Below are 12,817 nucleotides of genomic sequence, written 5' to 3' on the forward strand. Positions count from 1 at the left end.
ATTCAAGCTTCTTTTCAGTACCGTTCCAACGCACTCCGTGCAGCGTTTCAATTTTGCCGCTTAGCGTAAAGACCGGTTTTGCGCTGTCATCTTCCGAATCGATCGAAAATTCATCATCTCCTAAATCATCATTTATTTGAGATGCAGTTTCACCATCGGATGATGTATCAGGTGCTTGAGCTGTTCCTGCCTTCCCGTCTATGCCTGCTGCTTCCTGCGCACTGCTCGGAAACGTCAATACAAAAAACAGTAAACAAAATGTAATACCTAACAAGAATGATTGTCCATATTTCCGTATTGTGTTCATATCGTCATTACTCCTTCTTTTCATTTTATTCGTACGGAGGGCTTAAGAGTAATACTCCAACACTTTTTGAACTGTACCAAAGGTTGCAATCTGATACTTTACCTTATGAGAACAACATACCCCGGCGCTTTGCGTCGAGGTTGTTGATTTCATCTTCCAGATAATAAAACCCAGCCCTTCTCCAAGCCCGAATAGCATAGGTTCGCTCAATTCAATCCCAAGCTGATTCAGGAGCGTTCCTGTTGCAGTCGATTCACAATGCTGCCCTGTAAAAGGTTTAATCGTTAATTTCAGTTCTCCTATTTCATAATCATTGTATCGACTGCTCATATCTTTATCGCTTAGGCATATTAAAAAATGCTCCGTGCATTTTCCGTAGCGGCTTACTAAAATAGCCCCGTCAGCGCCTTTTGAAATAGGCGGTGCAGATGCTAGGAGCGTACAAAAAACACCCGCAGGCGTACTTTTTGTACGTCGAGGACTGTTTTTTGTTAAGCGACAACGCAGATGCCCCGTATATTTCAAAAGGATTACCTGATTTTGCCTTCTTCGAGAGAGTTCACCCTAAAATACGAATCAGGGATGTTTTTGTTGAACTCATGCTTGAGTGTTTCGATAACGGTTGTGTGCTTTTTTTGCTGGTTGTTCATCTCCATTTTGCCGGCAGTCCAAAAGCCGTCTTTTTTTTCGATACCGCTTACCGTAAGCACTTTCAGCAGTGTTCCTTGCTCGTCATAAAATTCCGCCTTTACCTGCACCAGCGATTCCTTATCAATCCAGGCAACATATTTTGAGTACATCGATTTTTTCAGCGGCACCGATTCAATTTTCCAGCAGTTCTTCCCGTCTACCGTCTCCTCTGCAAGCAGCGTATACGTGTAGTCGTCGATCTTGTGCCCGCTTATATCATCGTAGGTAAAATCGGTACCCATAAAATAGTCCTGACTTGAAGAGCCGGAAATACGCTTTGCTTTTTTAAGCGCAGGCATATAGAGCCAGCGGTCATCGTTTTTTGCCGCATCATCATACGAAAAAGAAAGATAGCCGACACCCTTCACATCAGCGGGCAGCATAAACACCATCACTGTTTTTTTCTCACTGCCGTAATCTTTTGAATATGCAGTAACCTCTCGCACCCGTTTTTTGCCGCCGGAATTGATGAGCGTCATCCGCATCGTAAAGGAATCGGTTGCAGCTTTTTCGCGTTTATCAACCTTTTGCATAATCTCTTTACCCGTCAGCTCTTGTGTAAATGCGAGGCTTACTGCTGCCAGCATACAAACGGTCAGCGCAAGTATATGTTTTGAGATATGTGTCATTTGCTCTCCTCCATGTTGATTCGTGCGGAGTACCTGCTCAAAAAGAAATGACAGAATATGCCCGATATTTTGTAAGATACTCTGTGTGATGAAATGGTAAACACCGTTTACTGTTGTTTTAGTATAGACTTCCGTTCAGAATTGTCAAGAGCTGATGGTGCCTTCGGGATAGTTAAGACCTTGCCGGAGCTGCCCTGATAAAGCTTTACGTCCTTTTCACCCGTTTAAAGAGTTCTTCCCGGGTGAGGATAATCCAAATTGGACGGCCGTGCGGACAGATGGGTTCGGGAAGTTCAAAGGCTTGTGCTGCAATACGCTGCTGGGTTACAGGATCGAGCAGGGCATGATCTTTACAAGCGGCACGGCAGGCAGCTGAGGCTAAAATTTGATACAGAATGTCGCCGGCATTTTTACGGACACCGGTAATGTCACGGATAAGGTCGCGTTCCGTGCCTGTCCACCGTGCCGGTACGGCGGTTACCTGCCAAACACCGGAGCCTTCATTGGAAAGGGCGAACCCCGCTTCGCACAGCAGCTCCTGATGGTTTTTGATAAAGGCATCGTCTTCTTCCGATGCTGTGATAATCCGGTAGGGGATGAGCAGCTCCTGCACACCGCCGCTGTTATTCTTTAGCTGCTCGAAAATAATCCGTTCATGGGCAGCATGTTGATCAATTAAATACAGCGCGTCGTTTTTTTCTACCGCGATAAAGGTACCGGCTACCTGTCCGAGCAGCTTAAAATCAGCAGGAGGAATATCCAGCGGAGACTGCATGTACGCTGCTGCAGTGTACACGCCTGTTGTACCGGAATCCGGAGAACCGGAGATAGCGGCGGGAAGGTTTTCCAAAGACTCATCAGAAGGGATTATCCCCGCAGCTGCGGGCGGCGGAATTATGCGTCCCCCTGCCGAATAGGGAACCGCAGCTGCCGCCGCGGCTTGACAAAGTGCGCTGCCGTATCCATACGCGCCGGGTATGGTGCCGGAGCGCGGCGGCTGTGTACGCACTTCCGCTGAAACACTACGTTTTTGCGCAAGAGATTCGGCATACAGCCGATTTTGCTCGCTCCATGCTGAATATGGTGCGGTGTTCGGCATCACACTACCGCCGCCCATATCCGCTGCCGCGTTACTGCGCTGAAAGTCTAAAGGTCGGGTGAGTTCCGGATCGTATTTTTCTTTTAAAAGACTTGCAACGGTATGCTGCCGGTAGAAAGCCCCGACCGCGCTGCTGACGGCATGGTGGACGGCGCTGTAATCCTGAAAACGGGCTTCTTTTTTCGCTGGGTGAATGTTAAAGTCTACACGGGACGGTTCGACTGTTAAGAATAAAAAGGCGACAGGGTGTCCGCCGTTAGGAAAATAGCCTTCGCTGCCATACTCGATAGCTTGAGTAAGTCCAAACTCGGTAATTCTTCTGCCGTTAACAAATACCATGATTGCACGTTTATCGCTGCGGACAACGTCAGGACTGCCGAGTACAATACGGAACGAAAAATACTCTCCGCTGCCTTCAATTTCAAAGAAAAGCGCTTCAGCTTCTTTAAACGAAAATGCTGCAAGACAGCGCTCCCGGAGCGATTTTGCCGGGGGCAGAAGGAAACGGAGTGTACCGTCTGTGATAAAGCGCATTTCCGTTGCGTAATGGGGAAGGGCTTTATCGAGAAAAACCGTACGGCACAGCGCTGTTTCGGCAGCTGCCCGCTTTAAAAACTGCTTGCGGGCAGGAAAGTTTTCAAAGAGGCTTTCTACCTGCACAACTGTACCGGCATTTAAACGCGCCGGAAGAATCTTCCCAAGCTGTAATTTCCATGCGGCAGGACCGCTCCGCGTTGAGGTAATTTCCAGATCACTGACTGCTTTAATAGAAGAAAGAGCTTCCCCGCGGAAACCGAGACTATGCAAGGATAAGAGATCTTCCGCCGTAGAAATTTTGCTTGTTGTGTGAGTGTCTGTGCAGATTGCGAGGTCTTCACGGCTCATACCGCAGCCGTTATCGGTAACCCGGATGCAGTCGATACCGCCGCCTGAGATTTCTACCTGTACCTTGGAGGCTCCTGCGTCTATTGCATTGTCCAAAAGCTCACGGATCACAGCTGCCGGCCGGTCTATAACTTCACCTGCGGCGATTTTTCGTGCTGTTTCTGGATCAAGCGCCTTTACCGGTTTGTATACAGTATCCATTCTTATACATCATCAGCTGAAAACAGCTCCAGCTCAGGTTTGTCCTGCGGCTGCACCGGCTGATTCATCAAAATCTGCACCTTGCTTTCTATTTTATCAATGTCTTTTTCTAAAGTTTTCGCAAGCTTTATTCCTTCTTCAAAGGCTGCAAGCGCTTCTTCCAAGGGAATATCTGTCCGCTTTATCTTTTCGCTGATTTCTTCAAGACGGGCTAACCGTTCTTCAAACTTTTTCACCTTCCGCTCCTTATATCTCCATACGCAGCTATAATAGCATAAAAATGCAAAAATGGAAATATTGCATATTAAAAATCGCACATCTAAGCGATATTGAGGAAAATCATCTAAAACAGGAAACGCTCAGTAAACCTGTTCGGAAACTTCCGTTTCTGAACAGGCTACCTCGAAATGCAATGTTCTAAATCGTGCTATTTTCACGATTTAAAACTCGTCGATCTATTCGATAACACAGTTATCGGATAGATCTAGTATGGAAAAACGTGCTTTTACCTACGACGAGTTTAGAACCGGATTCTTTTTCATATCGAGATACTGCTATTCATTGCGAAAGACAGGACAATGTGCTATAGTAGCCGCATTCTGGAGTTATCATGAAAGCGCGTTTTATTTTTATTACCGGCGGTGTTGTTTCCTCCTTGGGGAAGGGTATCACTGCTGCATCCATCGGACTTTTGCTGAAAAGCAGAGGTTTTTCAGTTATCAATCAAAAGTTTGACCCTTATTTGAATATCGATCCGGGTACTATGAACCCTTACCAGCATGGCGAGGTCTTTGTAACGGAAGACGGCGGGGAAACAGACCTTGACCTTGGGCATTACGAGCGGTTTACCGATGTTGCCCTCCATAAATTTAACAGCCATACAGCCGGGAAAGTATACCTGTCCATCCTTGACCATGAGCGGGCGGGAGACTATTGCGGGGCAACCGTACAAGTTATTCCGCATGTTACCGACGAAATTAAGAGCCGGATTATGCAGACAGCAGAGCGTACCGGCAGCGAGATTGTCATTACAGAGATAGGCGGCACCGTTGGAGACATTGAATCCTTACCGTTTATTGAAGCAATCCGGCAAATTAGAAATACGGTTGGACGCGAACACTGCTTGTTTATCCACCTCGGACTCTTGCCCTATTTAAAAGAATGCGGGGAACTGAAAACAAAGCCGATGCAGCATAGCGTAAAAGAACTCTTGAGCGTCGGTATACAGCCGGACATTATTATGTGCCGGAGCGAAAAAAAACTTAGCGCATCCATCAGAGAAAAACTCAGCCTTTTCTGTAATGTTAGTAAAGATGCAATCATCGAAAACTTAACCGCAAAATCCATCTACGAAGTTCCGCTCATGCTGGAAGAAGGCAACTTGGGCAAAAAGATTTGTGAACTCTTCAATATTCCCAACAGCGAGCCTGATTTGCAGTCATGGAAGGCTATGGTAGACTCCTACTATCATCCCGAAAAAGAAGTAACGGTTACCTTGGTTGGTAAATACACTGAACTGCCCGATGCGTATCTGAGCGTCAGTGAAGCGCTGACTGCTGCTGGGGTGTACCACCATACACGGGTAAAGCAAGTATGGATCGATGCCGCAAAGATTACAGACGAGGCAAAAGCGGAGGAATTGCTCAAGGATTCTCAGGCAATTATCGTACCGGGAGGCTTCGGCGAGCGTGGAATTGAAGGGATGATCCTTACCGCAGGCTATGCGCGCACCCATAACATTCCGTACTTTGGTATCTGCCTTGGTATGCAGATTGCCGTCATTGACTTTGCGCGTCATGTTCTTGGACTTGCCCGTGCGCATTCAAGTGAGTTTATTAAAAACTGTGATCCTGTCATTGACCTCATGCCCGATCAAAAAGATGTACAGCTCGGCGGCACCCTCCGGCTTGGTTCTTTCCGCTGTATGATCGCGGAGCACACAAAGGCTGAGCAAGCGTACAAAATGCACGAAATCACCGAACGCCATCGGCATCGCTATGAATTTAACAATTTATACCGCAGTCAGTTTGAACAATCGGATATGCAGCTTTCCGGCATTAACCCGGAGCGTAATCTGGTAGAAATTATTGAGCTGAAAAACCATCCGTGGTTCGTTGCCGTACAGTTCCACCCTGAGTTTGCATCCCGCCCGAATAAGCCGCATCCGTTGTTCCGTGACTTTATCGGTGCGGCATTGACGAATGCAGCAAAGGCGGAACAAGCACATAAGTAGGAAACAATGACTGCAAAAAACACATTGTTTGCTCAGCTGTATCAGCATCCGCGGATTATTCTAGCGGTTATTCTTGGTATTACCGGCTTTTTTGCCCTGCAGCTTCCACGTGTTCAGTTTGACAATAACAACTTCCGGTTTATCCCGGAGAACGACCCCGCGCGCATTGCCGATGCAGAGATGGCGCAGATATTCGGTGATTCCGTACCGCTGCTGATCGGTATTAAGCGGCAGTATACTACCGTGGTTGACCCGCTTTTTTTGCAGAAAATGCAGGAGCTGGATGCTAAACTGGCTGCGCTTCCTCTGGTAAAAAACGTTGTTTCGCTTACTACTACTACGCATATCGATTCTGTCGGCGATTCTATTACAGCAGAAAAACTGGTGCCGGAACACCTCTCCGATACGCCGGAAGAACTTGCGACAATTACCGAACGGCTCCGCTCTGTCGAAACCTATAACCGCAGTCTGGTTTCGGACGACTTAAAAGCAACACAAACCATTATCTTTTTGAACGTCAAACAGGAAGAAAGCGGCAAACCTGAAGCGGTATCGGTGTGCCGTGAGGTAATGAAGCTTGCCGCAGCATGGGATTGCCCCGATTCGGAAACATACGTAACCGGCGCACCGGTATTCAGCGAGATTGTCAATGAAGCAACCGGACATGACCTGATGTTTTTAGTTCCCATTGTGGTAATTGTTGTTGCAGGCGTGTTGTTTTTTTCGTTCCGGCGCTTTACCGGTGTGTTTTTGCCGCTGCTCACCGTTATTATTTCATGTATTTGGGCGATCGGCGCAATGGCTCTTGTACACATTCCGCTGACAATCCTCTCCACGGTACTGCCCGTTATTTTGATTGCAGTCGGCAGTGCATACGGTATTCATGTTATCAATCACTATTTTGATGAAGTAACACAGAATACCGAAATCACCAAAGAAACCCACGCAGAGCAAATTATCGAAGCGATGTCCCGTGTACTGCCTCCTGTTTTTCTAGCAGCGCTGACAACATTCGCCGGTTTTGTATCATTCTGTTTTACCAGCGTTGTCCCGATTTTTGAATTCGGTATCTTTTCGAGCTTTGGAGTGTTATCAGCCTTCCTTGTTGCCGTAACCCTCATTCCGTCAATTTTGATTTTGCGCGGACCGCGTAATCCTACAATACGGGGAAAATTCGCATCGCAGCCGAGCCACACTGATGCGGTTGACCGTGTGATTGCCGACACCCTGATGATTATTCACGCGCATAAACGCAGTGTTTTAATGGTAGGGATTGCCTGTATCATCTTTGCAGGATTCGGCATTTCCAAACTCGTTATTGATAACGTGTTAATGGAATATTTTGAACCTGATGTACAGATTGTCCGCTCCGATGTCTTTATTCAAAAAGAATTCGGAGGCTCAAAGCTCTTGAATTTGATTATTACCGGAAAAAATCCCAATGACGTAATCCGTCCCGACGTATTACAGGCAATAGACTCATTGACGGTGTATGCCGCGGAACATATCCCGGAAGTCGGTAAAATCACTTCGCTTGCAAATGTCATCAAGCGGTTTAATCAAGTGTACAATGCAGATAGCCCGGCAGCAGGTATTACGCCCCGTTCCGGCGGCACCTCTACCGCGCACGGAACAATAGCGGCTACCGTAGGTAATTCCAGAGAAGATGCTTCAACCGGTACCGCGGCTGCCTCCAGAGCATCTACAGCAAGCGGTACGGCAGATGATGATTTCGGGGACTTTGGGGTCTTTGGAGATTTTGATTCCGATGACAGCTTCGGCAGCTTTGATGACCATAAAACCCTGGGCGGAAACGGCAGCGGTTCTTCAGCAACAGCGTTCAATGCCGCACAATCAGGACACACAGAGCAGGTATTCACCTTCCCTGAAATCGTAGAAAAACTCGCAGCGGCACAAACAGCCCGTAAGGGACGCACGGTATCAGCTACGGAATTAGTCGATTTCTTAAAAAAAGACATAAATTATAAAGGAGCTGCCTATTGTGAAATTCCTACCGACCCGCAAAAATACGGCAAAACCAGTCAGGAGGAGCTAACGGCGCTTATTCAGAATTACCTGTTACTCATGGGCGGCAATGTCCAGGATTTTATCGACGATATTCATACACCAACAACACTCAAGGTGAATATTCAGCTGAGAACCGTTGGGCAGCAGGATAGTATGCAGGCATTGAATGCCGTTATGGACTATGTCAAAGCAAACTTTCCGCAAGATATATCCGTAGAGGCAAACGGTTCAATGTTTATCGAACAGTCGCTCAATACGCTGGTTGTGCAGTCTCAGCTTATTTCGGTAGCGGTTTCCTTCGCTATTGTATTTTTAATTTTAACCGTCTATTACCGCTCTATTGTTGCCGGTATTATCGGCATTATACCTTTAATGATCTCCGTTGCGCTGAACTTCGGCTTTATGGGGATTGCCGGTATCAAACTGAACATCGGTACAGCAATGGTAGCTAGTTTTGCCATCGGTATCGGGATTGACTACACCATCCACTACCTTGCTGCCTATCACCGTGAGTATGCTGCACGGCGCAACGAACGGGATTTCCTTATCCACACATTCTATGGCTCCGGAAAGGCTATTCTCTTTAATGCCGTCTCGGTTGGAGCCGGTTTTGCAGTACTGATGCTCTCTAAGTTCAATATGCTTTCGGAGCTGGGACTTCTGATAGCCCTCGTGATGGGAAGCAGCTCCTTTGCAAGTTTAACGATTTTACCGACCATCCTGTCGATCGTTAAACCGAGGTTTATCACAAAGGCATTACCGGGGGAGTAAATAGACCTGTTCGATAACTTCATTTTCGAACAGGTCGACGAGTTCTAAATCTCAGTCTCTGTAAAGCGGACACCTTAACGCATTTCGTTACAGGTTCTGCCGATAGCGGTGCAGTTTTTTAGAGGGTTCCTGCTCGGTCTATTGCGGAAGATCGGTACGGCTCTTTACCACTGCTGAAATAAGCCCGTACTCGACTGCTTCATCCGCAGAGAGCCAATAGTCGCGGTTAGTATCTTTTGTAACAGCGGCTTCGTCTTTGTCTGTTTCTGCTGCAATGAGCGCATTGATCTTTGCTTTGATCTTTTCTATCTCTTTAGCATGAATTTCTATATCTGTTGCTACCCCTTTTATGCCGGATAAGGGCTGATGAATGAGGTAGTGGCTGTTTGGAAATCCCAGCCGGTGATCCTTCGGCGCTGCCAAGAGAATTAAAGCTCCGGCACTGGCAACCAGTCCCATCCCGATGGTATATACCGGCGGCTTAATAAAGCGAATCATATCAAAAATAGCAAAACCGGCATCCACGTCTCCGCCGGGAGAGTCGATGTACACATAGATCGGTTTTGAATCGGAATCTGCTTCAAGTATCAACAACTGGCGGACAATTTTTTCTGCCAGTTCTTTATCCACTTCCCCCGACAAGATGATCTGCCGCGTGTTCAAAAATTTTTGCATCAGCTGTTCGTCTGCGTTGTGGTCATTTTTGTCTTTTTTCTGTTCTTCAACATTGTAAAACGTATTCATGTGGTATCCTCGGAAAAAATATTATAGTAAAAATACTAAAAAAAAAGGCTTTAGGGAAGCGTTCGGCTCAACTAAATGAAGCACCCCATACTCACCGCAAAGCTGTCAAGAACATCGCAATTTGGCGATTTACATTAACAAAATTATCAGATTGAAGAATATTCGAGATGCTCACTGTATAAATTTAGAATGAAAACTGCCGGTATGCACACAAAGTTTTAAAAAAACAATCCAAGTCAAACCTCTTGCCGAAAGAGAGAAAATAGTGTATATTGCTTTATATTAAAAATTTACGCTTTAAGCATGCTGTTCTCAGTATTCTCCTTGGGGAATTAGCTCAGGTGGTAGAGCGATTGGTTCGCAATCAATAGGTCAGGGGTTCGAATCCCCTATTCTCCATTCTTTTCTTTATCTTGTATAACACGTAAATTGCAGTTATCATAATAATATTATTTTATAATAGAAGATTGTTTCAGAAAGTTTTTCAACAATATATTAAAAATATACAAACACGGGAGCAGCAATTATGGCAACAGAATATAGACATCCTAAAAGAAACAGCGTATGAAGCAAAATATTAAGCCCGCACTACCTCGTATTCTGATTATCTGTATACTGCTGCTTGCAGTACCGGCTGCAGTATGGGCGCATCCTCATCTCTTTATCTCCACTGCGCTTGAGTTTGTTGTAAAAAGCGGGAAAATCCATGGGGTCTATGAAACATGGACTTTTGACCGCTTTTTCAGCGCTGATATTATTCAAGGGTATGATGCAAATGGCGACGGAACCTTTGATACCGCGGAAATCAAAGACGTATATAATAATGCCTTTATTAATACCCGGCATTATGCGTATTTTACCTTTATCCGGCAAGGAGAAAAGCGCAGCAGCCCGGAAAAAGTGAGCAACTTTTCTGTAACTCAGAAAGAAGGGATTGTTTCATACCGATTTTATGTTGATTTATCCTGCTATACAGGAGATTTGTATTTTGCTGTCTATGATTACACCTTCTTTTGTGATTTCCGTTATGCAGACGTAACACCGATCACGTTTACCGGCATGTTCGGCTCAAAGAAACCTTCCTATACCATTGCGGAAAATAAAAAATATCCTGTGTATTATGATCCTTTTGACACTGCGGAAACCACACTGACGTATGACCAATGGAAACCCGGCTTGCAAACATACTATCCGCGGGAAATCCATATAACCTATTAATTATCACCGATGGAATACGCTCAATGAAAAAATACAACATCATTTTTTTATGTATACAGCTCTTTTGTATGTGCCTCTGCACAGAGCTGTCCGCAAATCCGTTTACAGGAAATAAAAACACAGCCTCACCGCTGCGCTCAGAAAAACCGCCGGAGTTTATTGTACAGCAGCAGTCCCAACTGAGGACAAAGCTTGGTGATGCACTGTATGAATGGGCAAACACCAATACAGCCCGCACGTTTTGGACTATTATTTGGGTTGCCTTCTTCTATGGATTTATGCACGCCCTCGGTCCCGGACACCGAAAAACCCTTATATTTTCTTTTTACCTGAGCAAAAAAGCCCCGGTGTGGGAGCCTGCCGTTACCGGTATTATCTTAGTTGCCCTGCACGGTGTAACAAGTATTGTACTCCTGCTCATCTTCCACAACGTCAGTGGAGCGCTATCCGCCCATACCGATGCTGCAGCAGTATATCTTGAAGGTATTTCATACCTACTGCTGATTATCCTTTCCATAGTATCCCTTGTTCACCTGCTTTCCCATGCATTTCCCCACAAGTTCCCGCACTTTCGGTTCGGAAAAACAGCACAACAGATACCGGTGCAGGGTTCAGCAGTTCTTTCAAATCAGCCTGAAGAAGACGCTAACCGGTACAATTTGCTGCGGCACAATAGCATAGCAATCCGGTATAGAGAACCCAATGCCGGCACGCATATAGAAAAACACAGCACCGGCACGGCGCTCCGCTACACACGCACCGCTGCCTCGCAAAAGCAACACAGTCTTGCAAAAGTACAGTGGGGGACATTCCTTTTAAGCGGTCTTTATCCATGCCCGGCATCAGTGCTCGTATTGGTGCTGGTATCAAACCTTCATACCGCTGGAATCGGTGTTGTTGCCATTCTGAGCATTTCGGCAGGAATGGCAGTGCCGGTTATTGCAGCTGCCTACCTAGGTTGGAGCGGACGGCAACGGCTTTTCAAACGAATACCCAAAACACAAACATATCTTGAACAGACAGCCCTCGCACTCGGCTTTGCAGCCTATTGCATCATCTTCATATTTTCCCTCACTGCTGTGATCCCTTTTATTCGTGCAGTAGGTTTAACATTTTAGCGCTCTGTCCCGTAGTAAAAGATATTGACGTCAACTGCGGCTTCCGTATGGCACACACTGTATAAAACACTCAATAATGCCTCCTGATAGTTTCGCTTAAAAAGTAAGCCGAGGTAAAAAAGATAAAATCAAACTTGCCAATTTTAAGAAAGAGGTATATCATAGAAGTATGATAGCAAAAGTTTCTGCTTCGCAAGAAGATTATTTGGAAGTAATTTACGATTTATCTCATGGGTTGGAACCAATCCGTTCCATTGATATTGCCAACTGTCTCGGCGTTTCACGGGCAAGTGTCAACAAGCGGCTCTGTTTATTAAAAGATTCCGGTTTTGTAGAACATGAACCATACGGACTGGTACATCTCACCGAAAGCGGACTCGCAGTTGCAAAAAATGTCCGTCAACGGCATAATACCCTCTATAAATTTTTAACTGATATTCTCGGGGTAAACGATGAAGTTGCAAGCAAAGAAGCATGCGAAATGGAACATGCCATTAGTCAAGATACCGCTGATAAACTCTTTGCCTATCTGAGCAAGCTTGATAAAGCGCCGACACCGGAAGATAAAATTTCGAAAACACAGCGGATTCAAGCATCTTATAACAGGATTATAAACGAACAGTAAACCGGCTCTTGGTTAGCAATCAACAACCCCGACGCAAGCATCGGGGTATTAAACCCTCCGCACGAATAAGGCGGAATCTTAGGGTAGAACCCTAAGCCGTCATTTTTCTTTTTAGGGGTCGTAGGGGATATTTTTCTTTTTATCGGAAAAAAATCGACTCAACCCTTTTGCAAATAGACGATATAGGTACGAGGCGCAAACACAAATTAACCGGAGGCGTATCTTTGATACGTTGAGGATTAATTTGTGCGCAGCAACGAAGTAGATAT

General features: G+C 45.8%; 10 protein-coding genes, 1 tRNA gene and 1 pseudogene. 6 read left to right on the top strand and 6 right to left on the bottom strand.

What is annotated here, in order from left to right; translation table 11 throughout:
• From ACTTJ8_RS10135 to xseB, 5 genes and pseudogenes are all read right to left on the bottom strand, one after another.
• A pseudogene (locus ACTTJ8_RS10135) lies at positions 1–307 on the bottom strand (hypothetical protein); the annotation flags it as partial.
• 42 nt (positions 308–349) lie between these two features.
• Positions 350–637 carry a BtrH N-terminal domain-containing protein gene (locus tag ACTTJ8_RS10140; RefSeq protein WP_442721105.1) on the bottom strand — a complete coding sequence of 96 codons (288 nt, stop codon included), beginning with the start codon at positions 635–637 and terminating at the stop codon, positions 350–352.
• Between the two features lie 200 nt (positions 638–837).
• Positions 838–1,626 carry an outer membrane lipoprotein-sorting protein gene (locus tag ACTTJ8_RS10145; RefSeq protein ID WP_442721106.1) on the bottom strand — a complete coding sequence of 263 codons (789 nt, stop codon included), beginning with the start codon at positions 1,624–1,626 and terminating at the stop codon, positions 838–840.
• 205 nt (positions 1,627–1,831) lie between these two features.
• Positions 1,832–3,811, bottom strand: coding sequence for a DNA mismatch repair endonuclease MutL (gene mutL / locus ACTTJ8_RS10150; protein WP_442721107.1), 1,980 nt, complete (start codon positions 3,809–3,811; stop codon positions 1,832–1,834).
• A 2-nt stretch (positions 3,812–3,813) separates the two neighbouring features.
• Positions 3,814–4,047: an exodeoxyribonuclease VII small subunit gene (gene xseB, locus ACTTJ8_RS10155; protein ID WP_442718459.1), complete on the bottom strand. Its 234-nt coding sequence runs from the start codon at positions 4,045–4,047 to the stop codon at positions 3,814–3,816.
• A 374-nt stretch (positions 4,048–4,421) separates the two neighbouring features.
• Between xseB and pyrG the strand changes: the two genes are divergently transcribed.
• Positions 4,422–6,044 (top strand): CTP synthase, encoded by a 1,623-nt coding sequence (pyrG, locus tag ACTTJ8_RS10160; RefSeq protein ID WP_442721108.1) that lies wholly within the window; start codon positions 4,422–4,424, stop codon positions 6,042–6,044.
• A gap of 6 nt (positions 6,045–6,050) precedes the next feature.
• Positions 6,051–8,843 (top strand): efflux RND transporter permease subunit, encoded by a 2,793-nt coding sequence (locus ACTTJ8_RS10165; RefSeq protein WP_442721109.1) that lies wholly within the window; start codon positions 6,051–6,053, stop codon positions 8,841–8,843.
• 138 nt (positions 8,844–8,981) lie between these two features.
• Here the strand turns inward: ACTTJ8_RS10165 and ACTTJ8_RS10170 are convergent, their stop codons facing one another.
• Complete coding sequence (locus ACTTJ8_RS10170) at positions 8,982–9,587, bottom strand: ATP-dependent Clp protease proteolytic subunit (RefSeq protein ID WP_442721110.1); 606 nt, start codon at positions 9,585–9,587, stop codon at positions 8,982–8,984.
• A 326-nt stretch (positions 9,588–9,913) separates the two neighbouring features.
• Here ACTTJ8_RS10170 and ACTTJ8_RS10175 point away from each other — a divergent pair.
• The 4 genes from ACTTJ8_RS10175 (at position 9,914) to ACTTJ8_RS10190 (ending at position 12,548) form a co-directional block, all read left to right on the top strand.
• A tRNA-Ala gene (locus tag ACTTJ8_RS10175) sits at positions 9,914–9,986 on the top strand.
• 165 nt (positions 9,987–10,151) lie between these two features.
• Positions 10,152–10,805, top strand: coding sequence for a DUF1007 family protein (locus ACTTJ8_RS10180; RefSeq protein ID WP_442721111.1), 654 nt, complete (start codon positions 10,152–10,154; stop codon positions 10,803–10,805).
• 23 nt (positions 10,806–10,828) lie between these two features.
• On the top strand, positions 10,829–11,923 hold the full coding sequence (locus tag ACTTJ8_RS10185) for a HoxN/HupN/NixA family nickel/cobalt transporter (protein ID WP_442721112.1): 1,095 nt from the start codon (positions 10,829–10,831) through the stop codon (positions 11,921–11,923).
• Positions 11,924–12,092: 169 nt separating this feature from the next.
• Positions 12,093–12,548, top strand: a complete 456-nt coding sequence (locus ACTTJ8_RS10190; protein WP_442715386.1) for a metal-dependent transcriptional regulator — start codon at positions 12,093–12,095, stop codon at positions 12,546–12,548.
• Positions 12,549–12,817: the final 269 nt, after the last annotated feature.

The organism is Treponema sp., assembly GCF_052169735.1.
Lineage (GTDB): Bacteria > Spirochaetota > Spirochaetia > Treponematales > Treponemataceae > Treponema.